Source organism: Streptomyces sp. NPDC044064 (assembly GCF_056434245.1).
The window spans coordinates 37,665-63,671 of record NZ_JBWKFN010000021.1; the positions used below are offsets into that span (position 1 = coordinate 37,665).

Consider the following 26,007-nt stretch of genomic DNA (forward strand, 5'->3'; position numbering starts at 1 on the left):
GCGAGGCACGCGCACGGCGGGGGAGCCGATGGGCAGCGAGGTTCGGCGGGACGACGACGGCGGAGGTGCGGCGGAGCTGCGGAAGGAGGCGGAGGACGCCGTCCGGGAGGCACGGCGGCTGCTGGACGGCCCGGAACGCCGGCCTCCCGCCGAGACGTTGGGGCCGGTGGGCGAGCGGCTGGCCCGCGCGGAGGCCGCGCTGGCCGAGCGGCACGAGGAGGAATTCCTCCCTGTCGTCGTCATCCACCTGGGCCTCGTGCTCGGTGCGCGTTGCCTGAGCAGGGACGAGAGCGCCTCGTCCGGTTCCAGCGAACGAACGGAGGCACTAGGGCGCCTGCGGTGGGCGGACAAGGGGCCGCTGGACAACCTGCTCGTGGTGCAGGCCCGCATGATGCTGGTCTTCCTGCTCCTGCCCTGGATGCTGCCCCGCGCCGACGGCACCCGCACCGCCCTTCAGGTGGCGCTGCTCTCCGCCGCCGACGAACGGGTGCTGACCGAGTCGTTGCGCCGGGACATCACGGAGGCCCTGGAGGTGGTCGGCCGCATCGCCGCGGCCCCGCTCGACCCGGAACTCCAGCAGCGGACCGCGAGCGTCAAGCGGGACCTCGAGCTGATACTCACCCCTGGCTGGGCTTCCCCCGGCACGACGGCGGAGACGGCGGTGGCGACCACCGACGCGGACACCACGGGTGCGGCCGTCGCCCCCGAGGACGCGCTGCTCGACGCCGTCCGCGGCCTGGTGGCCCTGGCCGGCTCACGCAGCACGCCGCAGTTCACCCGCGTGCTGGTCTGGCTGAACACCAAGTTGCATCCCAAGAGCGACGGGCGAACCGGCCACGGCGAGGACCTGGTGGACCCGGAAGCCGCGGCGCTGCTGCGCCAGGCCGACGCCGGCCGGGCAGCCGGCACCGACGGCATCCGCCGCGCCGCCGACCTGGTGCTGCAGGCGCTGCGCGCGTTGCCGCCGGACACACCCGAGCGGGCACGGGTCGCCAGGCTTCACGCCTACCTGCTCGTCATAGTGGAGTTCAGGGAGCCCGGTTCGGTCGACTTCGGCACGGTGGAGCGGCCCACGCCGGAACCGGACGACGACGGCGACCGCCTCGGCGAGTGGCCGATCAGCCTCCCCGTGGAGCCCGGCTTCTTCGACCATCTCGACAGCCATCTGCAGGACTTCGTCTCCCACCTCGGCATTCGCGAGCGGCGCTCCGCGGCCGTGAACGACCGTTTCCTGGCCCAGCGAACCGGCGATCCCGGTTACCTGGAGGACGCCGCCGCCCTGCTCAAGGAGGCGCTCGACGCGAGCCCCGCGGACTCGTGGTGGGCCACGGCCCTGCGGGTGGAGTTGGCCGAGATCGTGGACGATGCCGCCTCGCGCGGCGGCATCTTCCATGACTCCGACGTCTCCCTGGCCGCCATGCGCGGGCTGGGCGCCACCCTGGAAGGCGAGGGCTCCCTGCCGCCCGACGCACCGCTGGCCCTCGACTTCACGCTCTCTCGCGCCGACGGCGAGTTGCGGCGCGCGGAGCGCACCGGAGACCACGAGGCGCTGCCGCGCCTGAGCGAGGAGCTCCGTGGCCAGCACGCCGCCCTGCCTGCGGACAGCGAGTGGCGCGACAAGGTGGCGGAGCGGCTGAGCCGGATCGACAAGCTACGCGCGGACGCGCGGCGGGCCGACGACGGCGAGGCACCTGGAGCGGCCAAGACGGCAGACCCTGTCGACGCGCGAGCGTTCCTGGAACGCGACATCGCCGAGATCCGCCGGTCGCTGGACGAACCGGAGGCGTACCACGAGCAGGAGTACGACCGGCGCGCCCATCTCGGCCTGCGGCTGTATTTCGCCGTTAGGCAGGGTGAGAAAGACCCGGCGCTGCTGGACGAGGCCATCACCGAGCTGACCCGTGTCCGCGCACTGCTCGCCGAAGGGCGTGGCGCACACCGACGGGTGGACCTCCTGAGGATTCTGGCCGAGGCCCACTCCATGCGCTCCGCCCGGCCCGGCGCGCACGCCGCCGACGACCTGCTGGCGTTCGTGCGGATCACCCGTGAGGCGCTGGCCGAACTGGCCGCCGACGTCCTGCTCCAACTCGGCGCCGACCACGGCCTGTCGGCGGCCCTCAACGCGGCCCTGCTGACACGGCGGCTGGCGTTCGTCGACTTCCGACTGAGCCGGGCGGCCGACGCGGTGGCCGATCTGGAGATGGGGCGCGCCCTGGTGCTGCAGGCCGCCTCCACCGCCCGGAGCATCCCCGAGCTGCTCGACGACGCCGGCCAGTCCGCACTGGCCCGGCAGTGGCGCGCCCAGGTCCCCACGGACCCGCTGCGGTCCCGGACCGGCGACGCGCCGTCCTCGTCGGCCGACGGCCCGCCGATCCCGGGCGCGCTGCGGCGCAGGGCGCTGTCCGTGCTGGGCGTCCGCCCCGGTGCAGGGGAGGGCACCCGGCAGCTGGTGGGCGCCGCGGACGTGGCCCAGTTGACGGACGGTCTGGCCGCCACGGGCACAGACGCGCTGGTCTACCTGGTGCCCGGTGCGCCCCTGTCCAACGGCCCCTGGCTCGGCCACGCGCTGATCCTGCGCCCGGGCGCCGCTCCCTTCATCCTTCCGCTGCCGGAGATGAAGGCCCCGGGCAGCCCGCCGCTGGAGCGCTACCTCGACGCCGCGGCGAAGCGCTCCCGGGCGCTCGCCGACCCGGACCTGCACGCCTCGTGGCAGGCGGCCTGGGACGGGCATTGGCAGGCCGCGCTGGGCGACCTGTGCGACTGGGCCTGGAAGGCGGTGATGGGTCCGGTGCTCGCGGCTGTACGCCCGCTGTCGGCGGCCCTGGGGCCGTACGCCCGGCTGCCGCGGATCGTGCTGGTGCCCTGCGGCCCGCTCGGTGTCGTGCCCTGGCACGCCGCGCGCATGCGGGGTCTGGGCGAGCACGGTCACCGGTACGCCTGCCAGGAGGCCGTGCTCAGCTACGCCCCGTCCGGCACCCACTTCCTCGTCTCGGCAGCCCGGCGGCGGATGCCCCCGGCCACCGGCCGGCAGGTGCTCGTCGCCGACCCGGAGCTGACCCTGCCGTGGGCCGAGGTGGAGACGGCCGCGCTGCGGGCCGGCTGCTACCCGGACGCGCTCCGCTACGGCGAGTTCGTCACCACGGACGAGCCGCCGGACGCCGCGGGCACGCCGGAGGAGCTGCTCGCCGTGCTGGCCGGCGGCGCGGCACCGGCGTCCGTGGTCCATCTGTCCTGCCATGCCGTCGCCGCACCGCGCCCCACCGACTCCGCACTGTGGCTGGCCGGGCCGCCCGGTGCGGGCGAGGACGCCGGCCGGCTCACCGTGGCCGGCATCCTCGACGGCGCGTACGGCCGCCGACCGGACACCGCGGGTCCGCTGGTCGTGCTCAGCGCCTGTGAGACCGACCTGAGCACGCGCCACCACGACGAGGCGCTGACCCTCGCCACCGCGCTGGTCACGGGCGGCGCCGCCGATGTCGTGGGGTCCCGCTGGGCCGTGCGGGACAGTGCCACCGCCGTGATGATGGCCGTCTTCCACCACCACCTCACCGCCGGCGGACTGGCCCCGCCCGATGCGCTGCGCGCCGCCCAGCTGTGGATGCTCAACCCGCACCGCAAGGTCCCGCACACCCTCGACGGCCTCCTCCGCCGTGAGGCCACCCGGCCCGACCTGCACCGTCTGCACCACTGGGCTGCCTTCACCCACCAGGGCAACCCGGCGTCCGCGGCGACGGGGTGAGGGGCGGCCGTACCCGTCAACCGGTGGTGACGCTCCGCAGCGCGGACAGGGTCTCCTTCGGGTTCCATGCTCTGCCGCGGCCTCTGACCAGCGGATAGCACGCGAGACCGATCAGCACGGACAGGAAGTGCCCGAAGTCGGTGAAGGTGCGGCTGGTGGCGAGCGGGACCGTGTAGACCGCGAGCACGACCGCCAGGTACAGGTACCGCCAGGGCGCCGCGATCCGGTAGGTGAGCACCGCCACCACGCCCGCCAAGGCGTAACTCACGCCGATGTCCAGGGTGTTGACCGCGGAGTGCGGGGCCATGCCGTCGTGGATCGCATTCAGCAGGGCCAGCTCGCTGATCAGCGTGGCGAACACGTGGGCGGCCACGCACACCGCGAGCCAGCGCAGGGTGCCGAGCCAGCGTTCGGCCTGGGCGTGGAAGACGGTGTACAGGACCGCGTACGGCAGCCAGTGCCCGCTGTCGATCCACATCGCACTGGTGATCAGCACCCGGACCGGGTTCCGCGACAGCTCGTGGATGTTGGTCGACCGCTGCCGCAGGAAGTCCTCCTCGAAGTCCGGCGACATGTGGTGCAGGGCGACGGTGGTGACGAACAGGATCAGCAGCCAGACATAGGTGCCCGGGGCACTGCGGACATAGGCCACCGGCCCCGGGGCGCGGCGGATGTAGGCCGCGGCCGCCCGGAGCCCCCGTCGAAATCGGATGACCCGGTTCACACACGTCAGTATGGTCGGCAAGGTGATCGAGGTGCCTGGCGAGCTGGCCGCTTCTCAGGAGAAATTCAACGGGGAGGCGGGGCGCGCGTTCGTCGCGGACCTGCCGCGGCGGGCCGGGGAATTCCTCGGACGCTGGGAGCTGCGGGTCGACGGACCCGCGATGAACGGGGTGGCCGCGCTGGTCCTGCCGGTCGTCCGGGCCGACGGCAGCGGGGCGGCGCTCAAGCTGCAGCTGCTCGACGAGGAGAGCGCGGGCGAGGCGGTGGCCCTGCGGACGTGGGACGGCGACGGGGCCGTACGGCTGCTGGAGCACGACGAGCCGACCGGCACGCTGCTGCTGGAGCGGCTGGACGAGAGCCGCATGCTGACCGCTGTGCCGGACCCGCGCGAGGCGGTCCTGGTCGTCGCCGGGCTGCTGGCCCGGCTGACGTCCGTGCCGGCCCCCGCGGGACTGCGCCGACTGGGCGATGTCGCGCGGGCGATGCTGGACCGGGCGCCCCAGGCGCTCGGCCGGATTCCGGACCCGGCGGACCGCCGTCTGGTCGCGGACTGCGCGGCCGCGGTGCGTGAGGTGGCCGCCGAGCCCGGCGACCGGCTGCTGCACTGGGACCTGCACTACGAGAACGTACTGGCCGCCGGCCGGGCACCGTGGCTGGCCATCGACCCGAAGCCGCTGGCCGGGGACCCCGGCTTCGAACTGCTGCCCGCGATCTGCAACCGGTACGACCCCGCCGGGACCCGCTGGCGTTTCGACGCGCTGACGGACGCGCTGGGCCTGGACCGGGAGCGGGCCCGGGCGTGGTCGCTGGGGCGGGTACTGCAGAACTGTCTCTGGGAGACAGAGGCCGGCCGGCCGCTGGAGGGCGTGCAGCTGGAGATCGGGCGGGAGCTGCGCGGCGGCTGACACGCCGCCGGATGGCCCATCAGGCCTTTATGGGATTAAACGGTCATACCGTTCGCGATATGAAGAGATGTCACATCGCATATCTCGCCTGCACCGCGGCCCTCGTCGGCGCGGGACTGGGTACGGCCCCCGCCTCGGCCGCCCACAAAACCCTGCTGGTCCACCCGGGCGAGTCCATCCAGAAGGCGGTGGACGCCGCGGGGGCCGGAGACACCGTGCTCGTGCTCGGCGGCACCTACCACGAGAGCGTCAAGATCAGGACGCCCGGGCTGACCCTGCGGGGTGTGGGCCCGGGAACGGTGATCGAGCCCGTCGACGGGAAGACCTCGAAGAAGGCCGCCACCAACTGCACCAAGGGCGGGTACGGCATCTGTGTGGTGGGCACCAAGACCACGAACGTCAAGGGCGTCACCGTCGAGGACCTGGCCGTGACCGGCTTCAGCCGGGCCGGTGTGTTCGGCATGGCGACGGACACCATGACCGTCCGCCGGGTGCACGCCTACAAGAACGGCGTGTGGGGCATCGCCCAGGAGCGGTCCGTGCACGGGCAGCTCCTGTTCAACTACGCCCACGACAACGGCGACGCGGGCCTGTTCCTCGCCAACACCGTCACGGAGGAGGCGGGCGCCTACGACGCCGGGCAGACGCTGGTCGCCCGCAACCGCCTCGCGAACAACCGGATCGGCGTCACCGTGCGCAGGCTGCGCAACCTCACCGTTGCGGAGAACCACATCACCGGCAACTGCGCCGGGGTGTTCGTCGTCGGCGACGAGAACAAGCCCAAGGCCGGCGCCCTGGAAGTGACCGCCAACCGCGTCGTCAGGAACAACAAGTCCTGCCCGAAGACCGAGCGGCTGCCCGCCCTCCAGGGCTCCGGCATCGTCCTGACCGGCACCGAGCAGGTCTCGGTCACCGGGAACCTGGTCACCGACCACTCGGGCAAGTCCCCGCTGTCGGGCGGCATCGTGCTGTTCAAGAGCTTCGTGGGCGTCACCGGCGACAAGAACCGGGTCAGCGACAACATGCTCACGAACAACTCCCCGGCGGACCTGGTCAACACCGACACCGGCAAGGGCAACTCCTTCCAGCACAACGCCTGCCGGGCCTCCAGGCCCGCCGGCCTGTGCTGACTGCGCCCGCACCGCTCCCGCTGGACCGACGAACACCGAAGAGAGAGAGGGCGGCACATGACGTCCGCTGAAACAGCCCCACCGCCACCCATGCGGCTGCGCGAACTCGTGTTCGGCGCGGCCTGTGCCGCCGCCGTCCGGGCGACGGCCCGGCTGGGCGTCGCCGACGCCCTCGACAACGCGCCGATGGCCGTCGAGGACCTCGCGGCCGCGGTGAAGACCGAACCGAAGCCGCTGCGCCGGCTGCTGCGCGCCCTGTCCTGCTACGGCGTCTTCGCCGAGCAGCCGGACGGCACGTTCACGCACACTGAGACGTCCCGGCTGCTGCGCGAGGACGACCCGAACAGCCTGCGCGCCATCGCCCTGTGGTGCACCGAGCCCTGGACCTGGGACGCCTGGCCCAAGCTGGACGAGGCCGTGCGCACCGGCACGAACGTCGTGGAGGACCTCTACGGCAAGGAGTTCTTCACCTACCTCAACGAGGACGCCCCCGAGTCCGCGGACGTCTTCAACCGCGCGATGACCCGCTCCAGCGAGCAGTCGGCGCGGGAGGTGGCGGCCCTGCTCGACCTGTCGGGCAGCAGGTCCGTCGCGGACATCGGCGGCGGCCAGGGGCACGTGGTGGCGTGCCTGCTGGACAAGTACCCGGAGATGCGCGGCAGTCTGCTCGACCTGCCCCGGGTGGTGGAGAACGCCCTGCCGCGGCTGCGCGAGGGCGGCGATCTCGCCCACCGCGCGCGGATCGTGCCCGGCGACGTCCGGGAGGCGATCCCGGTCCAGGCCGACGTCTACATCATCAAGAACATCCTGGAGTGGGACGACGAGAGCACGGCCCGGACGCTGCGCAACGTCGTCGAGGCGGGCGGCCCCGGCACCCGGGTCGTCGTCATCGAGAACCTGGTGGACGACACCCCCTCGATGCGTTTCAGCACCGGCATGGACCTGCTGCTGCTCCTCAACGTCGGCGGGGCCAAGCACACCACCGACTCCATGGTGAGCAGGCTGAGCTCGGCGGGCCTGAAGGTGGAGGACATCCGGCCGGTCAACCCGTATCTGCACGCGTTCGACTGCCACGTGCCCGGGTGACGGGACACCCGGACCCGCAGGACACGGAGCACACGCAGGACACAGAGCACCGGCCGCCGGGCCCGCGACGCTGCGGGCCCGGCGGCCGGTGGCCGTCCGGACGGACCGTACGGCTCAGTCGCGCTCCCAGACGTAGAAGCGGTGTGCCATCGCGTCCTTGGGGGACCTCCAGGTCTCCGGGTCGTACGCGCTGACGTACGCCTGCAGGCGGTCGCTGACGTCACGGAACTCGGGGTGGTTCGTCACCTTGGCGATGGCCGGTCCCGGCTCGCGCTCGGACTCGATGAGGTGCATGTACACATCGCCGAACTGGAAGAGGCTGCGCCGCACCACACCGACGAGGTGGGGCAGTTCTCCGCGGTCGGACTCCTCGAACACCTTGGCGATGCCGGGTGCGGAGCCCGGGGCCATCCGGGCGACGATCAGGGCCTGGTGCATGGGGCCTGTTCCTCCTTCCGGCTCAGTCGGCCAGGGCCGGCGCGGGACGGTGTCCGACGGCGGCCTTCTCGATCTTGTCCCGGATGAGGGCCATCTGGACCTTGGAGTTCCGGTTGATGTTGTCGGTCATCCACTCGTCGTCGACCGGGGCGTCGGGCTTCATCGCGAAGTCCTGCGTCCAGACCATCCGGGTACCGGCCGGGACCTCCTCGTAGCGCCAGTGGATGTCCATGTGGGCGAAGGGGCCGGTCTCGACGCGGCGGGCCTTGACGGTGAGGGTGTCGCGGTCGGGCTCGCGCTCGGAGACCCAGCTCCAGACGACGCCGTTGTCGTCCGGGTGCATGGTCAGCCGGAACGTCGTCTTCTTCCCCTCGCGGGAGAGGACGTCGACGGACGCGTACTCGCTGAACAGCTGGGGCCAGCGCTCCAGGTCGTTGGTCATGTCCCAGACCAGGTCCAGCGGCGCGGCGATGGTGATCTCGTTCTGCGTGTGTCCTGCCATCTCAGGCTCCTGCCATCAGAGTGCTGTTGACGAGGTCGAGGAACTGCCGGGGCGTCTTGCAGCGCTCCGCGTCGGGCGGCATCGGGGTGCCGTGCGTGTTCTCCAGCTCGCCGACGATGCCGAGCAGGCCGAGCGAGTCGACGCCGAGGGCGTCGAACCCGGACTCGCCGCGCTCCAGCAGCATGTCCGGGGCCACAGTGACTCCGGCGGCCTTCTTCATCAGCGCGGACAGTTCTTCCACGGTGATCTGTGCGGTCATGCGATTCCTCCTGTACTGCTAGGCGTTCACGGCGCCGTGCCGGAGCACGAGCGCCGAGTTCGACCCCATGAGTCCCCGGCTGAGCACCAGCGCCGTACGCAGCTCGGCGACGCGGGCACGGCCGGTCACGAGGTCGAGGTCGTGGCAGACGTCGAAGACGTTCGGCGTCGGCGGGATCAGCCCGTGCTCCATCGCGAGCACGGCCGCCGCGGCGTCCAGCACGGGCGCCGCGCAGTAACCCCGGCCGATGCCGGTCTTCGGCGCCGTGACCGGCACCCGGGTGCCGTGCGCGCCGAGGGCGTCGGCGAGCGCGAGCGCCTCGGCCCGGTCCGCCTCCGGCACCCCGAGGGCGTCGGCGAAGACGACGTCGACCTCCTCGGGCGCGCAGCCGGCCTCGTCCAGGGCCTGCCGGACGGCATGGGCCAGGCCGTCCTGGGAGTCGGCCCAGCGGGAGGCACCGGTGAAGGTGGCCGCATGCCCGGCGACGAAGGCCCGGATGTCCGCGCCGCGCTCGCGGGCGGACCGCTCCGCCTCGACCACGAGCATGGCGCCGCCCTCCGCCGGCACGAAGCCGCAGGCGGCGTCCGTGAACGGGCGGTAGGCGCGGGTCGGGTCCTCCTCACGGCTCAGCTCCTCGTAACCGAGCTGGCAGACCATCGAGTACGGCGCCAGTGGCGCCTCGGTGGAGCCGGCCACGATCACGTCGGTGCCGCGCCGCACCGCCCGCGCCGCGTGCGCGAGGGCGTCCAGACCGCCGGCCTCGTCGGAGGCGACGACCGAGCAGGGGCCCTTGAACCCCCGGCGGATGGAGATCTGTCCCGTGCTCGCGGCGTAGAACCAGGCGATGGACTGGTACGGGCCGACGAACCGGCTGCCCTTGCCCCACAGCTGCTGCAGCTCGCGCTGGCCGAACTCACCGCCGCCGGACCCGGCAGCGGTGACCACACCGATGGAGTAGGGCTCCCCGGAGGTGTCGGCCTGCCCGAGCCGGGCGTCTTCCAGTGCGAAGTCGGCCGCGGCCATGGCGAAGTGCGTGAACCGGTCGGTCTGGACGAGGAACCGCTCCTCGATCGTCACTGCCGGATCGAAGGCGCGGACCTCGCCGGCCACCTTCAGCGGAAGGTGCTCACAGCCCTCGCGGGTGATGCGGTCGAGGGCGCTGAGACCCCCCTGGGTGGCCTTCCAGAAGGTGTCGGTGCTGGTGCCGTTGGGCGCGACCACCCCGATGCCGGTGACGGCCGCGCGCCGGTCATGCGGTTCGCTCATCTTGTCCTCTCCCTAGTCCGGTCCCTCGTCCGGGTCAGGACCACCGCGGACTGGAAACCTCCGAACCCGCTGCCCACGGACAGGACGCTGGTCAGCTTCCGTTCGCGGGCGACACGCGGGACGTAGTCCAGGTCGCACTCGGGGTCGGGGGTCTCGTAGTTCGCGGTAGGGGGTACGACCTGCTTGGCCAGGGCCAGCACGCACGCGACCACCTCGATCGCCCCGATCGCCCCGAGGGAGTGCCCCACCATCGACTTGATGGAGCTCATGGGGGTGTCGTAGGCGTGGTGGCCGAGCGCCCGCTTCACGGCCGCCGTCTCATGGCGGTCGTTCTGCCGGGTGCCGGAGCCGTGCGCGTTGACGTAGTCGATCGCCGTGGGGTCGAGCCGGGCGTGGTCGAGCGCCGTGTCGATCGCCCGGGCCATCTCCAGGCCCTCGCTGGTCAGTCCGGTCATGTGGTAGGCGTTGCCGAAGGTGGCGTAGCCGCCCAGTTCGCAGTACACGTGCGCGCCACGGGCCCGCGCGTGTTCCAGCTCCTCCAGGACGAGCACCGCACCGCCCTCGCCCATGACGAACCCGTCACGGTTGTTGTCGAAGGGCCGGGAGGCGTGTGCCGGGTCGTCGTTGTTCGGGGACGTGGCCTTGATCGCGTCGAAGCACGCCATGGTGATCGGGGAGATCGGCGAGTCCGACGCGCCCGCTATGCAGATGTCGGCCCGGCCCTCCTCGACGGTGTGGAAGGCGTACCCGACCGCGTCCAGTCCCGAGGTGCAGCCGGTGGAGACGGTCTGCACCGGACCCTGGGCGCCGAAACGTTCCGCCACCGCGGAGGCCACCGTGCTGGGCGAGAACGCCCGGTGCAGATGCGGCTCCGCCTCGCGGTCGTCGACGTCCCAGCGCTGCCCTCGGTGGCTGACCAGGACGTAGTCGTGCTCCAGGCGGGTGGTGCCGCCGACCGCGGTGCCCAGCGAGACCCCGACCCGCCAGGGATCCACCCGGGCCAGGTCGAGACCCGAGTCCCGGACCGCCTCCTCCCCGGCGACGAGGGCGAACTGGATGTACCGGTCCGCCCGCACGGCCTGGTCCGCGTCCAGGCCGTGCGCCGCCGGGTCGAAGTCGCACTCTGCCGCGATCTGCGACCTGAGCCCCGAGGGGTCGAAGAAGGTTATGCCCCGCGTCGCGGTCCGGCCGTCGGCAAGCAGATCCCAGAATGCCGGTACGCCGATGCCGCCCGGAGCAACGATGCCTATGCCAGTGACCGCCACGCGCCGGGTCATGACCGAACCCGGCCCCGGTCGGCCGCGTGCGCGGCACCTGCCTCGGTGATCACCGCGGCGGCCCCGATGACCTCCGTCTCCTCGGTGTCGACATGGCCCAGCTGAGGCCTGGGCGCCAGCGGACCGAGGTGGAAGACCATCCGCGCCTCCACCTTGCCGACGTTGCGGAACCGGTGCCGCATGTGGGCCGGGATCATCAGGCCCTGCTCGGGTCGCAGCGCGTGCGGCTCACCGTCGAGGTCCACCTCCAGCTGCCCGCAGACGACGTAGACGAACTCCTCGGAGTACGGGTGGTAGTGCTCCCCGATGCGGTCACCGGGCTGCACGATGGCCACGCCCATGAAGCCGCTGGTGGAGCCGACCGTGGCCGGGGTCAGCATGGCGCGCAGGTCGCCACCTCGCCGGACGTTGGGCTCGACCTCACTGAGGTCCACGATTTTCGGACGGGGTTTGACGGACAACGTTGCCTCCGTTGGATGTGCCGTAGCGTCGGGGCTCGGCGGTTGGGGAAGACCCGGCCGCCGGATCAGGCGCCCGGCGAGCGACGGTCGGTGATCAGGTCCATACGGGCGACCTCGGCGGCGAGCAGCTCACGCACCTCGGCGGCCATCCGGGGCTCCCGCGGCAGCACCTCGGCCTCCTGGTCGCCGCGCATGTCGACCAGGCGCACGACCACGTCGTCCCGCTGGAAGACCGTGCTGCGCAGCACGGGACTCGCCGCGTCCTCCGTGGCCACGGAGTCGGCCTGCGCGATCAGCTCGGCCAGCCGCATCCCGTGACCGGACCGGGCCGGGTAGCACAGGGCCTGCCGCCTGCCCTCCGACTGGTCCTCCGTGCCCACGTGGTGCACGGCCGGCAGCGCCGCCCGGGTGAAGAACATCCGGGCCGATTCCTGGTCGTTGAGGTCGCGCTCCTGCTCCAGGTACGGGTTGATCGCCTCCTCGACGGCCCGCACCTCCGGCTGCATGGCCACGTGCCGGAGCGCCGCGAGCAGGTCGCCGCGCACCTCGATGGCCCGCACCACCCGGTTGCCGTGCATGAACAGCGAGGTCCGGCACAGCCGGGTCGTGTCGTCCACCCGCGCCTCGGGCGAGGCGTAGTCGGCGAGGATCTTCGCGACCTTCTTCTCGCTGCCCGGCTTGACCGTGAAGGTCAGCGCGTGCCGGATCACGCCGTCGCCGATGCGCGGGTGAGCCTGCAGCCGGCGCTCCGCCGACTGCGTCTGCGCGGCGCCGCTGGTCTCCCGCACGATGTGGAAGCGCAGCGACCGGGTGTCCCGGACACAGCTGTGCAGCGGCTGCACCATCCGCACGTGCTCCTCGCTGTTCACCCAGGTGAGGAACGGCGGGGCACTCTCCCACTCACTTGTGATGAGCCATTGGGAGGGATTCTCGATGGACTGGCAGAGTTGGTCGCTGACATGGCCGGGCACCGAGGCAACCTGCTTGCACAGCTTCTCGTACGCCTCGAGGAACTGCTGCTGTGCGCCGTCGTAGACGTCGACCAGGAGGACGACCCGGAGCCGGGAGCCGTCGAACACGGACTGGGACACACGCTTCGAGACCTCGCGTGTCAGCTTTTCTGAAAGACGTTCAGACGTCGTGGTCATCCTGCACACATCTCCTTCGCGGGGCAGAGGCGTCGCCGGCCGCGAGTGACGCGACGGCAGCGTTCCTTGATCCTGTGCCGGTCCCCACCACCCCGCGACTCGTATGAACCACGTGGGTGATTGGGCACGCGGAGCGGGTGCCACCGGGCATGAGAACTCACAGGCGCCCACACGCGCACTCCTGCCTCTGGAGGCACCGATGCATCAGAAAGCCGACCACCGGGTTCCCGTCCTCATCGTGGGCGGCTCTCTGGTGGGCCTGTCCATGTCCGTGTTCCTGGGCCGTCTCGGTGTGCGGCACATGCTCGTCGAACGGCACTCCGGGACCTCGGTCCACCCGCGCGGACGCGGCAACAACGTGCGGACGATGGAACTGTTCCGGGTGGCCGGCATCGAACCGGACATCAAGGCGGCGGCCTCACTCCTCGCCGACAACCACGGCATCCTGCAGACGCCGACCCTCGCCGGGGACGCCGGCGAATGGCTGTTCAAGCACATCGACCCGGGCGGCGGACTCGCGAGGTTCAGCCCCACCGGCTGGTGCCTGTGCAGCCAGAACGATCTCGAACCGGTCCTGCTCGACAACGCCCGGGAACTCGGCGGCGACCTGCGCTACCACCACCAGATGGAGTCCTTCGAGCAGGACGCCTACGGGGTGACGGCGGTCATCCGCGACCGCGCCGGCGACGAGCGCTGCACCGTCCACGCCGACTACCTGATCGCCGCCGACGGCCCGCGCAGCCCGGTCCGCACCGCGCTGGGCGTCGGCCGGACGGGCCCCGGCGACCTCTTCGCGAACGTCAGCGTCACCTTCCGCTCCGCGGACCTGGCCGAGGTGGTCGGCGACCGCCGCTTCATCTGCTGCTACCTCACCGACCCGGACGCCGACGGCGCCCTCCTGCCCGTCGACAACAAGGAGCACTGGGTCTTCCACGCCCCCTGGCACCCCGAGTACGGCGAAACGCTGGAGGAGTTCACCGAGGAACGCCTGCGGCACCACATCCGCAAGGCGGTGGGCGTGCCCGGCCTCGACGTGGAAATCACCGGAAAGGCGTCCTGGCGTGCCGCCGAACGGGTTGCCGACCGGTACTCCACCGGCCGCGTCTTCCTCGTCGGCGACTCCGCCCACGAGATGTCCCCGACCGGCGCCTTCGGCTCCAACACCGGCATCCAGGACGCCCACAACCTGGCGTGGAAGCTGGCCGCCGTCCTGTCCGGCTGGGCCGGCCCCGGCCTGCTCGACTCGTACGACACCGAGCGCCGCCCGGTCGCCCTCGCCACCAGCGCCCGCGCCTCCGCCCGCTCGGTCGAGCACAGCCACCCCGGCTTCGCCCCCGCCCCCGGCGTCGGCGCCGGCAAGCGCGGCGGCATCCTCAACGTCGTCCTCGGCTACCACTACCCGCACGGCGCCGCCCTCGGCACCGACCCCGAGCAGCCGGTCGTGGCCGACGACCTGGACCTGACCGGCCGGCCCGGCACCCGCGCCCCCCACCTCTGGCTGCGCCGCGCCGGCACCCGCCTGTCCACCCTCGACCTCTACGAACGCTCCCTGGTCCTGCTCACCGACGCCCCGGACGACGCGGGCTGGCACGCGGCGGCCCGCCGGATCGCCGACACGGACGGAGTACGGCTGGACGCGTACCGGATCGGCCCCGGCGCCGACGCGGACCTGACGTACGACACCGAGGGCACCGACTGGGCCCGGGCCCACGGCACCAGCGCCGACGGCGCGGTCCTGGTCCGCCCGGACGGATTCGTGGCCTGGCGGGCGACCGGCGCCGCCCCCGACCCGGAAGCAGAGCTGCGAAAGGCCCTGCGAACCCTGCTCCACACGACCTGACCTGCACAAACGACAAAGGCCACCCGCACCGTGAGATGCGAGTGGCCTTCGCCCTGCCGAGCCCCCTGTCGGATTCGAACCGACGACCTTCGCTTTACAAGAGCGGCGCTCTGACCAGCTGAGCTAAGGAGGCGTGCGCCTGCGCGCCCGTGCAGTGTACCCAGGTCCGGGGTGGCCCTTGTCGAAAATTACCGCGAAGTTCACAGTCGCCCGGGTACTGACAGACGAGTGAACGCCAGGTACCGTCCTGAGCCAGTTCACTCGCGTGGACTACACCAACCACCTTCCTACAACGGATCGTCCGGCACGTTCCTGCCGGTAGAAGGGGGCCCATTCACCATGGCCACTGTCACGTTCGACAAGGCGACCCGGATCTACCCGGGTTCCACCAAGCCCGCCGTCGACCAGCTCGAGATCGCGATCGAGGACGGCGAGTTCCTCGTCCTGGTCGGCCCGTCCGGTTGTGGCAAGTCCACCTCCCTGCGGATGCTCGCGGGCCTGGAGGACGTCAACGGCGGCGCCATCCGCATCGGTGACCGCGACGTCACGCACCTGCCGCCCAAGGACCGGGACATCGCCATGGTGTTCCAGAACTACGCGCTCTACCCGCACATGACGGTCGCCGACAACATGGGCTTCGCGCTCAAGATCGCCGGCGTCAACAAGGCGGAGATCCGGCAGAAGGTCGAGGAGGCCGCGAAGATCCTCGACCTCACCGAGTACCTGGACCGCAAGCCGAAGGCGCTCTCCGGCGGTCAGCGCCAGCGTGTCGCCATGGGCCGCGCCATCGTCCGTGAGCCGCAGGTCTTCCTCATGGACGAGCCGCTGTCCAACCTGGACGCCAAGCTCCGCGTCTCGACCCGTACGCAGATCGCGTCCCTGCAGCGCCGCCTCGGCATCACCACCGTCTACGTCACCCACGACCAGGTCGAGGCCATGACGATGGGCGACCGCGTGGCGGTCCTCAAGGACGGTCTGCTCCAGCAGGTCGACTCGCCGCGGAACATGTACGACAAGCCCGCGAACCTCTTCGTCGCCGGCTTCATCGGCTCCCCCGCCATGAACCTGGTCGAGGTCCCGATCACCGACGGCGGCGTGAAGTTCGGCAACAGCGTCGTCCCCGTCAACCGGGAGGCCCTGAAGGCCGCCGCCGACAAGGGTGACCGCACGGTGACCGTCGGTGTCCGGCCCGAGCACTTCGAGGTGGTCGAGCTGGGCAGCGGTGCCGCCGCCTCCCTGTCCAAGGACACCGAGGACGCCCCGGCCGGTCTGGCCGTCTCCGTGAACGTCGTCGAGGAGCTGGGCGCCGACGGCTACGTCTACGGCACCGCCGAGGTCGGCGGCGAGGTCAAGGACCTGGTCGTCCGCGTGGGCGGCCGCCAGGTGCCGGAGAAGGGCGCCACCCTGCACGTCGTGCCGCGGCCGGGCGAGACCCACGTGTTCTCGACCTCGACGGGCGAGCGCCTCTCCGACTGACCGCCCTGAGCAGGGCGTTTTCACGCAGGTTGACGAGCAGGGCCCCGCGGAACCCCGCGGGGCCCTGCTCATTGCCATGAAATACCCCGGCACAGCGATCATTTCGGGCACCGCGCGTCAACGCTTTACCCAGAAACTGGCGCCACTTCATCCCCCGTAAGGGTGACTAAATGTCGCCAAATCAGTACCGAGCGCTACCCTCACACGCGTGAAGCACTCCACCAACCCTCAGACACGACGCGGCCATCGGGGCGGCCCTGCCCGCCGGATCGGCCGCACTCTCGCCCTCGTCCTGCCCGTCGTCATGGTGCTCTCCGGAACCCTCGCGGTCACCCGGGTCAACTGGACGGGAAGCCCCTCCAGCTCGGTGCTCACCGCCTCGGACGTCTCCTCGGCGGAGGTCTCCGGCAAGGCGGTCTCCCGCACCCCGCAGGACGTGCTCCGCGACCAGCTGATGACCGAGCTGCAGGACAAGAACCCGGGCGTGGTCCTCACCCACCTCCAGCAGGCGGTCAACGGGCACCCCGCGCTGGCGAAGCACTGCACCTCCATCGCCCGCGCCCTGGGCAGGGCGGCGGTGCGCATCTACGGCGCCTCGCGCGCCCAGTCGTACGCCCGCCCGGTCTGCGACACGGCCTTCGCCACCGGGGTCCTGGCCGCGCACAGCTGAGTGCTGGTTCGGAACTCGGTAACGGCTCCTTAAGGAGCACGTTGCCGGCGGAATTCCGGCTGGGGCGCCACGTACAGTTCGGGACATGACCCACCCGAGCGCCGCGTTGCGCCCCACTCAAGCCGTCGTCCTGGCCGGTGGCCAGGGCTCACGGCTGCGTCCCTACACCGACGACCGGCCCAAGCCGATGGTCGAGATCCCCGGTACGGGCACTCCGATCATCGGCCACCAGCTGGCCTGGCTCGCCGAGGAGGGCGTGACGGACGTGGTGGTCTCCTGCGGCCACCTCGCAGAGGTCCTGCAGAAGTGGCTGGACACGGCCGACCTGCCCGTCTCCGTCACCACCGTCGTCGAGACGGAGCCCCTGGGCCGCGGCGGCGGCCTCAAATACGCCGCCGGGCACCTCCCCCACCCCGACCGGCCCTGGTACGCCACCAACGGCGACATCTGGACCCGCTTCTCCCTGCGGGACATGGCCGACTTCCACACCGAGCGGGACGCCGTCGCCACGCTGGCGCTGGCCAGGCCCCGGATTCCCTGGGGTGCGGTGAAGACCGACGGCTTCGGGCACATCACCGACTTCATCGAGGCGCCGCCGTCGCCGTTCGAGATCAACGCGGGTGTGTACGTGTTCTCGCCCGAGTTCGGGAAGCTGCTGCCCGAGCGGGGGGATCACGAGCGGACGACGTTTCCCCGGCTGGCCCGGGAGCGGAAGCTGTTCGGGTTCCCGATCCCGCAGGGGGCCTACTGGCGGGCCATCGACACGGCCAAGGACCTGACCGAGGCGGCCAAGGAACTGGCCGCGCTGGGTCGCTGACAGGCTCGCCCCCCACGCATGTCAAAGGGGCCCCGTACCTTCGTCGGTACGGGGCCCCTTGATGTCCTGTTCCGTCAGCCCAGGATGCCGCCCACCAGGCCCGGCTGGCCGGTGGACGTGGTGCCGCCGGAGGTGCCGGTGCCGCCCGTGGAGGTGCTGCCGCCCGTCGAGGTGCCGCCCGTGGTGGTCGGGCCCGCGGTGGTGCTGGGGGCGCCGCCCGTCGGGGAGGACTGGCGGGGCGGGACCTGACCCGTGGTGCCCTGGGTCTGGGTGGGCGTCGTGGTGGTCGCGCCGGCGCTCTGGCTGGCGCCCGGGGTCGCGGACGCCCCGGAGGGGCTCGCACCGGCCGTGGCGCCGCCCGTGGGCGAGGTGGAGACCGACGGGCTCGTCCGCTGTTGCCGGCTGGGCTCCTCGGGCAGCGGGGAGCCCGGCATGTTGTTGCGCGGGGCCTCGCCGGGGCCGGGGACGACCACGCGGCTGGAGTCGCGTACGGCGCCGCCCAGCAGGGAGCCGGCGAGCAGGGTGAGGCCCACGGTGACGGCCGTGACGAGCGAGCCGCGGCGCAGGACGTAGCGGCGCAGCTCCCAGATGTCGGAGCGGGGGCCGAGCCGGCGCCAGGCGCTGCCGGCGAGCCGGCCGTCGACGGAGTAGACGGGGGCGCCGGCGATGATCAGCGGGGACCAGGCGGCGAGGTAGATGATGTCGGGGGTGTCGTAGGCGGGGACCGTCTTCCAGCTGACGGTGACGATCAGGGCGGCGGAGAGCAGGGCGCCGACCACGGCGGCGACCCGCTGCCAGCAGCCGAGGATGGTCAGGACGCCTACGACCACCTGGAGGAAGGCGATGACCAGGCCGGAGCCGACCGGGTGGTGCAGGGCGAACTGGCGCAGGGGCTCGGCGACTTCCCAGGGGTGCAGGGTGTTGAGCCACTTGACCATGGAGCCGCGCTTGCCGCCGTCGAAGTAGACGGGGTCGCACAGCTTGCCCATGCCGGCGTAGATGGAGATGAAGCCGAGGAAGATGCGCAGGGGGAGCAGGACCACGCCGAGGTTCATCCGGCGGCCGGGGTAGTAGGCGTGCCGGGCCGGGTCGTCGCCGTGACGCTTGGCGGGGCGTTCGCCCTCTCCGGCGCTCTCCTCGTAGCGGTCGAACTCGTCGTAGTGGTCGAACTCGTCGTCGGCGTAGACCGGTTCGTCGTAGGCGCTGCCGGCCGTGCGCATGTGCGGCAGGAGCCGGGTGCCGTCCTCGGGGGCGGTGCGCTGATGGCCGACGACGGGGGTCTCGACGGTCTGGTCGAACTCGTCGTAGCGGTCGCCGTAGCCGGTCCCGACGCGCGGGATGACCTGGGTGGCGCCGGCCTCGACGGGCTCGTCGGCATGGCGGACGCTGCTGCCCCGCACGGCCTGGAGCAGCCGGTGGGCGCCGGTGTCGTCGGGGGCCGACCTGCCGCTCCACACGACGGGACGGCGGCGGCCGGCCGCGGCGCCGGCCCGGCCCCCCGTGCCCATGGCCGGCATACGGGCGGTGTCCTGGGTGGCGCTCAGGTGCCCGGCGATCCGCGGGGATTGGCTGCGTTTCGCCGACGCGCCCAGCTGCACGCGGAAGCTGGCGTGATTGACGATGACCTGCGCCGGATCGCTCGGCACCTTCACCATGCTCAGCGCGGGAGCGTCGTCGAATCCCGACGAGCGGTCCCCCGTGGGTGTGCGGGGTGTTCTGGTGTCCACACTCATCTAACCGAGTGACGTGGAGTTAGGACACTGCCTCGGCCGGGCGGATGTGTCCGGACCGCGTCAAAGCGGCCCGGAACACCATATGGCTGCCTGAATTACCCCGTACGGGTGAGGCGACGGACGCTTGTTCAGTCGCGTCGGCGAGCCGCCTCGTACAGGACGATTCCCGCCGCCACACCGGCGTTGAGGGACTCCGCACCACCCGGCATCGGGATCCGGACGCGGTGGTCACAGGTCTCGCCGACCAGACGGGACAGGCCCTTGCCCTCGCTGCCGACCACGATCACGACCGGGCCCCCGAGGGCCTCCAGCTCGCCGAGTTCGACCTCGCCGTCGGCGGCCAGGCCGACGACCGTGATGCCGGCCTTCTTGTAGGCCTCCAGTGCGCGGGTCAGGTTGGTGGCACGGGCGACCGGCGTGCGGGCGGCCGTACCGGCGGAGGTCTTCCAGGCGCCGGCGGTCATGCCGGCCGCACGCCGCTCGGGGACGACGACGCCGTGGCCGCCGAAGGCGGAGACGGAGCGGACGACCGCGCCGAGGTTGCGCGGGTCGGTGACGCCGTCGAGCGCCACGATCAGCGGATCCTCGCCCTCGTCGTAGGCGGCCTCGGCGAGGTCCTCCGGGTGCGCGTACTCGTACGGCGGGACCTGCAGGACCAGACCCTGGTGGTTCAGGCCGTTGGTCATGCGGTCCAGCTCGGGGCGCGGGGCCTCCATGAGGTTGATGCCACCGCGCTCGGCGGCGAGCTGGAGGGCCTCGCGGACGCGCTCGTCGTTGTCGATGAACTGCTGGACGTAGAGGGTGGAGGCCGGCACGCCCCCGCGCAGCGCCTCGACGACCGGGTTGCGGCCGACGACCAGCTCGGAGGGCGACTTGCCGCCCCGGCCCCTGGGCACCGGGCGGCGCACGGCCTGCTTGGTCTTGGCGTTGGCGATGCGGTTCTTCTTGTGGCCCTTGCGCATCTCGGCGGGCGGGGTCGGACCCTTGCCCTCCAAGCCCTTGCGCCGCTGGCCGCCACTGCCGACCTGCGCGCCCTTCTTGCCGGACATGCGGCGGTTGTTCGCGGCCATGAGTTACCCGTCTCCGTGAGCTTCGTACGTACGTCTTATGCAGTGTGCCGCCCGGAGGGCCGGGCGGCACAGTCGATCAAGCAGCGGGCTAGCGCGGGCCGAGGCTCCAGCGCGGGCCCTGCGGGCTGTCCTCGATGACCAGACCGGCCTGGCCCAGCTGGTCACGGATGGCGTCGGCGGTGCCCCAGTCCTTGCGGGCCCGAGCGGACTCGCGCTGGTCGAGGACGAGCCGGACGAGGCTGTCCACCACGCCGTGCAGGTCTTCGCCCCGGTCGGCGCCCTCGCCGGCCCACTGCGCGTCCAACGGGTCGAGGCCGAGGACGCCGAGCATGGCCCGCACCTCGGCGAGCCGGGCCACGGCCGCTTCCTTGTCGTCGGCGGCCAGCGCGCTGTTGCCCTGCCGGACGGTGGTGTGCACGATCGCCAGGGCCTGCGGGACGCCCAGGTCGTCGTCCATCGCCTCGGCGAAGGCGGGCGGGACCTCGGCGGCCGGCTCGACCGTCTTCCCGGCCAGCTCGATGACCCGCTGCACGAAGCCCTCGATCCGCGCGAACGCCGACTCGGCCTCGCGCAGCGCCTCCTCGCTGTACTCGATCATCGAGCGGTAGTGCGGGGTGCCCAGGTAGTAGCGCAGGACGATCGGGCGCCACACCTTGACCATCTCGCTCACGAGGACCGAGTTGCCCAGCGACTTGGACATCTTCTCGCCGCTCATGGTGACCCAGGCGTTGTGCACCCAGTACTGGGCGAAGTCGTCGCCGAACGCCTTGGCCTGGGCGATCTCGTTCTCGTGGTGCGGGAAGATCAGGTCGAGGCCGCCGCCGTGGATGTCGAAGGCGGAGCCGAGGTACTTGTGCGCCATGGCGGAGCACTCCAGGTGCCAGCCGGGGCGCCCGCGGCCCCACGGCGTCTCCCAGTCGGGCTCGCCCGGCTTGGAGGCCTTCCACATGGCGAAGTCGCGCGGGTCGCGCTTGCCGCTGATGCCCTCCTCGGCGGGCTGCCGCATCTCGTCCAGGTCCTGCTTGGACAGCTCCAGGTAGGAGGGCCAGGAGCGGACGTCGAAGTAGATGCTGCCGTCGGCCTCGTAGGCGTGGCCGCGCTCGATGAGGGTGCGCATCATCTCGACCATCTCGGTCACGTGCCCGGTGGCGCGCGGCTCGTAGGTCGGGGGGAGGCAGCCGAGGGCGTCGTAGCCGTCGTTGAAGGCGCGCTCGTTCTCGTACCCGATCGACCACCAGGGGCGGCCCTGGCCGGCACCCTTGGCGATGATCTTGTCGTCGATGTCCGTGACGTTCCTGATGAACGTCACGTCGTAGCCGCGGTACTGGAACCAGCGGCGCATGATGTCGAAGTTGAGGTAAGAGCGGACGTGCCCGATGTGCGGTGCCGCCTGCACGGTGGCGCCACACAGGTAGATCGAGACACAACCCGGCTGGAGCGGGCTGAAGTCACGGATCTGCCGGGCGCTGGTGTCGTACAGGCGAATGGTCACCACTCCAGGGTAGTGGGCCGGGAGTGATGCCTCGTGCCGCTTGCCTCACATCATCCCGACGACCTTCTGCGGGGTGATCCGCACGACCACCCGCTCCGCGTCCTGTGCCGAAGCCGGATTGAACTCCGCGTACTTCTTGCCGGTGTATTTCACCGACAGTTCGTCGATCAGTTCTTCGCCGCCCCGAGTGGTCATTTCCGCGGTGCCCCGGATCTCGCCGTAGACGTAGGGCATCGCGGGGTCCTGGACGACGACGCTCACCCGGGGGTCGCGGTCGAGGTTCTTCTTCTTGCGGCGGTCGACGGTCGTGGAGAACAGGATCTGCTCGCCGTCCCGTTTCACCCACACCGGGGACAGCTGGGGGCTGCCGTCGGGCTGGACCGTGCCGACCACGATGAAGACGGGACCGTCGAGCAGGGACTTGAGCCGGTCGGACAGGGCGGTGGACATGGGGGTACCTCCGGACCTAGGGACGGGTCACCGGTCGCTCTGCAGGCACCCTCGCACGCCCTCAGCCCACCCGCACCACGAGCGCCGTGGCCACCGCCATCAGCCCCTCCTCGCGGCCGGGGAAGCCGAGGCCGTCCGTCGTCGCGCCGGACACCGACACCGGTGCGCCCGCCGCCTCGGAGAGGATCTTCTGGGCCTCGTCGCGGCGCTTGCCGATCTTCGGGCGGGGGCCGACGACCTGGACGGCGATGTTGCCGACGGCGAACCCGGCCTCGCGGACGATCCGGGCGGCCTCGGCCAGCAGCGTGATCCCGGAGGCGCCGGACCACTCGGGCCGGCCGGTGCCGAAGTGCCGGCCGAGGTCACCGAGCCCGGCGGCGGAGAAGAGCGCGTTGCAGGCGGCGTGGGCGACGACGTCGGCGTCGGAGTGCCCGGCCAGGCCGGGACCCTCGCCCTCCCACTTCAGGCCGGCGCACCACAGCTCACGGCCTTCCTCGAAGGCGTGGATGTCGGTGCCGATGCCGACCTGGGGGAGCACGGGCAGCCCGCCCGGCGGCTGCCGCAGGTCAGATGCCTCAGAAGCCATCGTTCAGCCTCCTGCGGGCCAGGACCGCCTCGGCGAGGACGAGGTCGAGGGGGCGGGTGACCTTGAAGGCCTCCTCGTGACCAGGGACGGTCACGACCCCGAGGCCGAGCTGCTCGACCATGCTCGCGTCGTCGGTGACGTCCTCGGTGACGGTCTCGTGGGCACGGACCAGGGTCTCCCGGTCGAAGCCCTGGGGCGTCTGCACGGCCCGCAGCCTGGCCCGCTCGGGCGTGGCCACGACCGGCTCGGGGGCGCCGGCGACGGCCGCGGGCTCGACCTCCTTGACGGTGTCGGCGAGCGGCAGCGCGGGGACCACGGCCGGGGCACCGTCGCGCACGGCCTCGATGACCGCGTCGACGGTGTCGACAGGGACGAGCGGTCGGGCCGCGTCGTGGACGAGGACGACGCCGTACTCGGGCGGCAGGGCGTCGAGGCCGAGCCGGACCGACTCCTGGCGGCTGTCACCGCCGGGGACGACGAGGAAGTCGGTACCCCCAGGCAGCGCGTGCGCGTCGAGGAGGGACTTGACCTCGGCGGCGCCGTCCGGCGGGGCGACGACGATCACCAGGGAGACATGGCGGGACGCGGCGAGGGCGCGGACCGCGTGGATCAGCATCGGCGTGCCGTTCAGCGCGCGGAGCGCCTTGGGGGCGCCCGGGCCGAGCCGTACGCCCCGGCCGGCGGCGGGAATCACGGCGGCGACGGGGATCTGCGCGGGTGCGGGGCGCGAATCGTCAGACATCGGTTCCTGTCAGGTTTGTGTGCTCGACCTAGGTGGGTATGGCCTGGAGGAGTGCCGGGCGCGAAGCCTTGACCGGACCCTTCCGTGACCCTGGTCGAGCCATCTGCCCGGGCCCGGCACACCAAGTATCGGGGGGCTTCCCCCGAGATGAACGACAGACGGTCCGACGGTCTCACGACGGTCGGACCGGTGCGGGGACGAACATGCCGCAGCGCCCGGCGACAGGATCAGTGTCATCGGGCACCGCGGCATTTCACTGTGCTGATCGGGCTGCGGGCAGCCGGAGCCGCCAGTGGCGCGTCAGGAGGCGAGCACCTCGTCGAGCAGGGCCTCGGCCTTGTCCTCGTTCGTGTTCTCCGCGAGAGCGAGCTCGCTCACCAGGATCTGGCGAGCCTTGGCGAGCATGCGCTTCTCACCGGCGGAGAGACCGCGCTCGCGCTCGCGACGCCACAGGTCACGCACGACTTCCGCGACCTTGATGACATCGCCGGAGGCGAGCTTCTCCAGGTTTGCCTTGTAGCGACGGGACCAGTTCGTGGGCTCCTCGGCGTACGGCGCGCGCAGCACCTCGAAGACCCGGTCCAGCCCGTCCTGACCGACCACATCACGCACGCCCACGAACTCAGCATTGTCCGCTGGCACACGCACCGTCAGGTCACCCTGGGCGACCTTCAGCACCAAGTAGGTCTTGTCCACGCCTTTGATCTGGCGAGTTTCGATGGCCTCGATCAGCGCGGCCCCGTGATGGGGATAGACCACGGTGTCGCCAACCTTGAACGTCATGTGACAGGTACCCCTTCCGTGGCTATCCAGAGTAACACGGATACGGCGTGTTCTGAATGGCGTTTTCGCAGGTCAGGGCATATCTCGGGGCTTGACAACAGCAACAGGAACGTGCTGCGACGGCATCCGCCGAGCCGAGATGCAACAGGTATTCGCAGGTCGGAGCAGCTCTCCGGGCGAGGCGAAACGCGTACGTCACAACCTCGCGGAGTCTCGCCCAAGAGGTTGAACATCCCGATTTGTCCACTTCCAAGCGTACGACTTCCGCTACTCCGTTCGGCCGCAGGAGCCGGGTACGAGACGAATCCGGAATTGATCACGGGAGGCCCGACGGGCGCCGGATGATCAATATCCGAGGTGGCCGTGCATTCCTTCACGGAAAATTTTCGGAGCGTGTTGCGGGGATGCGGACTGCGGTCTTGCGGGCGCGTTATGTGAATGGCGGACGAGCGTCTCGGCAAAGTGACCCGTGAGTCACTTGTGGCCGGTGAGGTACCCCCACCCGGAGGGAAGCCCTGCGCTTGGGGGAGGGTCGGGTGCGGCCGCGTGGGAACGGCTCGGTAACCTAAGGCCGCTGACAGACACTTAGGGTGGCTTTATAAGGGGAGCCGCCCCTGCGTTCAAGGAGTTGCCGCCGCCGTGAGCAGCAGCCTTCGACGCGGCGCCCTCGCCGCATCCGCCATCGTTTTCTCGATCGCCTCGCTCGCCGCCTGTGGCGCCGGCAACAACTCCCAGACCCTGGAGATCCAGCCGGACAACGCGGCCACCAGCGTCGGCGACATCAAGATCCAGAACGCCGCGATCATCACGCAGCCCGACCTGAAGGCGTCCGGTCCGGCCGTCATCTCGGCGACCGTCTTCAACATGGGCAACACGAACCAGACCCTGCAGTCGATCTCCGTCGAGGGCAGCAGCCAGCCGGTCAAGCTGTCCGCCGCCAAGGGCCAGAGCCTGACGGTCCCGGCGCACGGCTCTCTGGTGCTCGGCGGCAAGGACAACGCGTCCGCCGTGATCGCCAGCGGCCGTGAGGCGGTCCAGGACGGCAACGCGCAGAAGGTGACCTTCACCCTCGGCAAGACCGGTCCGGTGAGCCTGCGCGCGTTCGTGGTCCCGGCCACCAGCTACTTCACCGGCTGGGGCCCGAGCGAGATCCCGACCGCCCCGGCGACCACCACCGCCGCGCCGGGCTCGACCGCGACCGGCAACGCCAAGCCGGGCAAGGGCGACAAGGGCGGCAAGACCAGCCCGTCGGCGACCGCCACGGACACCGCGACCACGGGCGCGACCCCGAGCGACTCGGCGTCGCAGTCGGCCGCGGGCCACTGAGCGACACCCGGTACATGAGAAGGGCGGCACCCCACTGCGGGGTGCCGCCCTTCTCATGTGCGCGGTGCGCGCCGTACGACTGCCGTAC

Annotated in this window: 24 protein-coding genes and 1 tRNA gene; 9 read left to right on the forward strand and 16 right to left on the reverse strand. The window is 71.4% G+C overall.

Annotated elements, in window-relative coordinates:
- Positions 1 to 28: 28 nt before the first annotated feature.
- A complete protein-coding gene (locus tag AC07DS_RS29995; RefSeq protein ID WP_479150294.1) occupies positions 29 to 3,739 on the forward strand; it encodes a CHAT domain-containing protein in 3,711 nt (1,236 codons plus the stop codon).
- A gap of 16 nt (positions 3,740 to 3,755) precedes the next feature.
- On the opposite strand, the gene AC07DS_RS30000 is transcribed toward AC07DS_RS29995, so the two are convergent.
- The gene (locus tag AC07DS_RS30000; RefSeq protein WP_479150518.1) at positions 3,756 to 4,412 is read right to left on the reverse strand and encodes a rhomboid-like protein; all 657 of its coding nucleotides are present in this window, start codon (positions 4,410 to 4,412) and stop codon (positions 3,756 to 3,758) included.
- A 61-nt stretch (positions 4,413 to 4,473) separates the two neighbouring features.
- On the opposite strand from AC07DS_RS30000, the gene AC07DS_RS30005 reads away from it, so the two are divergent.
- Genes AC07DS_RS30005 through AC07DS_RS30015 form a run of 3 tightly spaced genes read left to right on the forward strand, consistent with a single transcriptional unit; the run spans position 4,474 to position 7,583 of the window.
- Positions 4,474 to 5,367 carry an aminoglycoside phosphotransferase family protein gene (locus AC07DS_RS30005; RefSeq protein WP_479150295.1) on the forward strand — a complete coding sequence of 298 codons (894 nt, stop codon included), beginning with the start codon at positions 4,474 to 4,476 and terminating at the stop codon, positions 5,365 to 5,367.
- Positions 5,368 to 5,426: 59 nt separating this feature from the next.
- The gene (locus AC07DS_RS30010) at positions 5,427 to 6,497 is read left to right on the forward strand and encodes a right-handed parallel beta-helix repeat-containing protein (RefSeq protein ID WP_479150296.1); all 1,071 of its coding nucleotides are present in this window, start codon (positions 5,427 to 5,429) and stop codon (positions 6,495 to 6,497) included.
- A gap of 57 nt (positions 6,498 to 6,554) precedes the next feature.
- Positions 6,555 to 7,583, forward strand: a complete 1,029-nt coding sequence (locus AC07DS_RS30015) for a methyltransferase (RefSeq protein WP_479150297.1) — start codon at positions 6,555 to 6,557, stop codon at positions 7,581 to 7,583.
- A gap of 114 nt (positions 7,584 to 7,697) precedes the next feature.
- Here the strand turns inward: AC07DS_RS30015 and AC07DS_RS30020 are convergent, their stop codons facing one another.
- The 7 genes from AC07DS_RS30020 to AC07DS_RS30050 all read right to left on the reverse strand — a co-directional run bounded on the left by AC07DS_RS30020 (position 7,698) and on the right by AC07DS_RS30050 (position 12,934).
- Entirely contained in the window at positions 7,698 to 8,021 is a 324-nt protein-coding gene (locus AC07DS_RS30020; RefSeq protein ID WP_145875972.1) for a TcmI family type II polyketide cyclase, read from the reverse strand.
- Between the two features lie 22 nt (positions 8,022 to 8,043).
- Positions 8,044 to 8,523: an SRPBCC family protein gene (locus tag AC07DS_RS30025; protein ID WP_145875971.1), complete on the reverse strand. Its 480-nt coding sequence runs from the start codon at positions 8,521 to 8,523 to the stop codon at positions 8,044 to 8,046.
- A 1-nt stretch (position 8,524) separates the two neighbouring features.
- On the reverse strand, positions 8,525 to 8,782 hold the full coding sequence (locus AC07DS_RS30030) for an acyl carrier protein (RefSeq protein WP_145875969.1): 258 nt from the start codon (positions 8,780 to 8,782) through the stop codon (positions 8,525 to 8,527).
- 18 nt (positions 8,783 to 8,800) lie between these two features.
- Positions 8,801 to 10,048 carry a ketosynthase chain-length factor gene (locus tag AC07DS_RS30035; protein ID WP_479150300.1) on the reverse strand — a complete coding sequence of 416 codons (1,248 nt, stop codon included), beginning with the start codon at positions 10,046 to 10,048 and terminating at the stop codon, positions 8,801 to 8,803.
- Positions 10,045 to 11,325, reverse strand: a complete 1,281-nt coding sequence (locus AC07DS_RS30040; protein WP_479150301.1) for a beta-ketoacyl-[acyl-carrier-protein] synthase family protein — start codon at positions 11,323 to 11,325, stop codon at positions 10,045 to 10,047. Before AC07DS_RS30040 ends, AC07DS_RS30035 begins: the two co-directional genes overlap by 4 nt.
- Positions 11,322 to 11,759: a cupin domain-containing protein gene (locus tag AC07DS_RS30045; protein WP_479150520.1), complete on the reverse strand. Its 438-nt coding sequence runs from the start codon at positions 11,757 to 11,759 to the stop codon at positions 11,322 to 11,324. The genes AC07DS_RS30040 and AC07DS_RS30045 overlap by 4 nt, the downstream gene beginning before the upstream one ends.
- Before the next feature lie 92 nt (positions 11,760 to 11,851).
- On the reverse strand, positions 11,852 to 12,934 hold the full coding sequence (locus tag AC07DS_RS30050) for a SchA/CurD-like domain-containing protein (protein WP_479150303.1): 1,083 nt from the start codon (positions 12,932 to 12,934) through the stop codon (positions 11,852 to 11,854).
- Positions 12,935 to 13,133: 199 nt separating this feature from the next.
- Here AC07DS_RS30050 and AC07DS_RS30055 point away from each other — a divergent pair, with 199 nt between their 5' ends.
- Positions 13,134 to 14,774, forward strand: coding sequence for an FAD-dependent oxidoreductase (locus AC07DS_RS30055; protein WP_479150304.1), 1,641 nt, complete (start codon positions 13,134 to 13,136; stop codon positions 14,772 to 14,774).
- Positions 14,775 to 14,833: 59 nt separating this feature from the next.
- Here the strand turns inward: AC07DS_RS30055 and AC07DS_RS30060 are convergent.
- A tRNA-Thr gene (locus tag AC07DS_RS30060) sits at positions 14,834 to 14,907 on the reverse strand.
- Positions 14,908 to 15,113: 206 nt separating this feature from the next.
- Between AC07DS_RS30060 and AC07DS_RS30065 the strand changes: the two genes are divergently transcribed.
- From AC07DS_RS30065 to AC07DS_RS30075, 3 genes are all read left to right on the forward strand, one after another.
- Entirely contained in the window at positions 15,114 to 16,250 is a 1,137-nt protein-coding gene (locus tag AC07DS_RS30065) for an ABC transporter ATP-binding protein (protein WP_479150306.1), read from the forward strand.
- A 208-nt stretch (positions 16,251 to 16,458) separates the two neighbouring features.
- Positions 16,459 to 16,920 carry a hypothetical protein gene (locus AC07DS_RS30070; protein ID WP_479150308.1) on the forward strand — a complete coding sequence of 154 codons (462 nt, stop codon included), beginning with the start codon at positions 16,459 to 16,461 and terminating at the stop codon, positions 16,918 to 16,920.
- Between the two features lie 85 nt (positions 16,921 to 17,005).
- The gene (locus tag AC07DS_RS30075; RefSeq protein WP_479150310.1) at positions 17,006 to 17,737 is read left to right on the forward strand and encodes a nucleotidyltransferase family protein; all 732 of its coding nucleotides are present in this window, start codon (positions 17,006 to 17,008) and stop codon (positions 17,735 to 17,737) included.
- 74 nt (positions 17,738 to 17,811) lie between these two features.
- Here the strand turns inward: AC07DS_RS30075 and AC07DS_RS30080 are convergent, their stop codons facing one another.
- The 7 genes from AC07DS_RS30080 to AC07DS_RS30110 all read right to left on the reverse strand — a co-directional run bounded on the left by AC07DS_RS30080 (position 17,812) and on the right by AC07DS_RS30110 (position 24,593).
- On the reverse strand, positions 17,812 to 19,470 hold the full coding sequence (locus tag AC07DS_RS30080; RefSeq protein ID WP_479150312.1) for a DoxX family protein: 1,659 nt from the start codon (positions 19,468 to 19,470) through the stop codon (positions 17,812 to 17,814).
- A gap of 128 nt (positions 19,471 to 19,598) precedes the next feature.
- Positions 19,599 to 20,540, reverse strand: coding sequence for a 23S rRNA (guanosine(2251)-2'-O)-methyltransferase RlmB (gene rlmB / locus AC07DS_RS30085; protein WP_479150313.1), 942 nt, complete (start codon positions 20,538 to 20,540; stop codon positions 19,599 to 19,601).
- An 88-nt stretch (positions 20,541 to 20,628) separates the two neighbouring features.
- Positions 20,629 to 22,032 (reverse strand): cysteine--tRNA ligase, encoded by a 1,404-nt coding sequence (gene cysS, locus AC07DS_RS30090; protein ID WP_479150315.1) that lies wholly within the window; start codon positions 22,030 to 22,032, stop codon positions 20,629 to 20,631.
- Between the two features lie 45 nt (positions 22,033 to 22,077).
- A complete protein-coding gene (locus AC07DS_RS30095) occupies positions 22,078 to 22,482 on the reverse strand; it encodes a PPOX class F420-dependent oxidoreductase (protein WP_479150317.1) in 405 nt (134 codons plus the stop codon).
- Positions 22,483 to 22,543: 61 nt separating this feature from the next.
- On the reverse strand, positions 22,544 to 23,068 hold the full coding sequence (gene ispF, locus AC07DS_RS30100; protein ID WP_479150319.1) for a 2-C-methyl-D-erythritol 2,4-cyclodiphosphate synthase: 525 nt from the start codon (positions 23,066 to 23,068) through the stop codon (positions 22,544 to 22,546).
- On the reverse strand, positions 23,058 to 23,810 hold the full coding sequence (gene ispD, locus AC07DS_RS30105) for a 2-C-methyl-D-erythritol 4-phosphate cytidylyltransferase (protein WP_479150321.1): 753 nt from the start codon (positions 23,808 to 23,810) through the stop codon (positions 23,058 to 23,060). Before ispD ends, ispF begins: the two co-directional genes overlap by 11 nt.
- A gap of 300 nt (positions 23,811 to 24,110) precedes the next feature.
- Complete coding sequence (locus tag AC07DS_RS30110; RefSeq protein ID WP_003953493.1) at positions 24,111 to 24,593, reverse strand: CarD family transcriptional regulator; 483 nt, start codon at positions 24,591 to 24,593, stop codon at positions 24,111 to 24,113.
- 639 nt (positions 24,594 to 25,232) lie between these two features.
- On the opposite strand from AC07DS_RS30110, the gene AC07DS_RS30115 reads away from it, so the two are divergent.
- On the forward strand, positions 25,233 to 25,919 hold the full coding sequence (locus tag AC07DS_RS30115) for a DUF461 domain-containing protein (RefSeq protein WP_479150323.1): 687 nt from the start codon (positions 25,233 to 25,235) through the stop codon (positions 25,917 to 25,919).
- Positions 25,920 to 26,007 lie beyond the last annotated feature (88 nt).

Coding starts and splice junctions, on each gene's coding strand:
- AC07DS_RS29995 (WP_479150294.1), top strand. CDS start 29: ATGGGCAGCGAGGTTCGGCGGGACGACGACGGCGGAGGTGCGGCGGAG.
- AC07DS_RS30005 (WP_479150295.1), top strand. CDS start 4,474: ATGGTCGGCAAGGTGATCGAGGTGCCTGGCGAGCTGGCCGCTTCTCAG.
- AC07DS_RS30010 (WP_479150296.1), top strand. CDS start 5,427: ATGAAGAGATGTCACATCGCATATCTCGCCTGCACCGCGGCCCTCGTC.
- AC07DS_RS30015 (WP_479150297.1), top strand. CDS start 6,555: ATGACGTCCGCTGAAACAGCCCCACCGCCACCCATGCGGCTGCGCGAA.
- AC07DS_RS30020 (WP_145875972.1), bottom strand. CDS start 8,021: ATGCACCAGGCCCTGATCGTCGCCCGGATGGCCCCGGGCTCCGCACCC.
- AC07DS_RS30025 (WP_145875971.1), bottom strand. CDS start 8,523: ATGGCAGGACACACGCAGAACGAGATCACCATCGCCGCGCCGCTGGAC.
- AC07DS_RS30030 (WP_145875969.1), bottom strand. CDS start 8,782: ATGACCGCACAGATCACCGTGGAAGAACTGTCCGCGCTGATGAAGAAG.
- AC07DS_RS30035 (WP_479150300.1), bottom strand. CDS start 10,048: ATGAGCGAACCGCATGACCGGCGCGCGGCCGTCACCGGCATCGGGGTG.
- AC07DS_RS30040 (WP_479150301.1), bottom strand. CDS start 11,325: ATGACCCGGCGCGTGGCGGTCACTGGCATAGGCATCGTTGCTCCGGGC.
- AC07DS_RS30050 (WP_479150303.1), bottom strand. CDS start 12,934: ATGACCACGACGTCTGAACGTCTTTCAGAAAAGCTGACACGCGAGGTC.
- AC07DS_RS30055 (WP_479150304.1), top strand. CDS start 13,134: ATGCATCAGAAAGCCGACCACCGGGTTCCCGTCCTCATCGTGGGCGGC.
- AC07DS_RS30065 (WP_479150306.1), top strand. CDS start 15,114: ATGGCCACTGTCACGTTCGACAAGGCGACCCGGATCTACCCGGGTTCC.
- AC07DS_RS30075 (WP_479150310.1), top strand. CDS start 17,006: ATGACCCACCCGAGCGCCGCGTTGCGCCCCACTCAAGCCGTCGTCCTG.
- AC07DS_RS30080 (WP_479150312.1), bottom strand. CDS start 19,470: ATGAGTGTGGACACCAGAACACCCCGCACACCCACGGGGGACCGCTCG.
- rlmB (WP_479150313.1), bottom strand. CDS start 20,540: ATGGCCGCGAACAACCGCCGCATGTCCGGCAAGAAGGGCGCGCAGGTC.
- AC07DS_RS30095 (WP_479150317.1), bottom strand. CDS start 22,482: ATGTCCACCGCCCTGTCCGACCGGCTCAAGTCCCTGCTCGACGGTCCC.
- ispF (WP_479150319.1), bottom strand. CDS start 23,068: ATGGCTTCTGAGGCATCTGACCTGCGGCAGCCGCCGGGCGGGCTGCCC.
- ispD (WP_479150321.1), bottom strand. CDS start 23,810: ATGTCTGACGATTCGCGCCCCGCACCCGCGCAGATCCCCGTCGCCGCC.
- AC07DS_RS30110 (WP_003953493.1), bottom strand. CDS start 24,593: ATGACGTTCAAGGTTGGCGACACCGTGGTCTATCCCCATCACGGGGCC.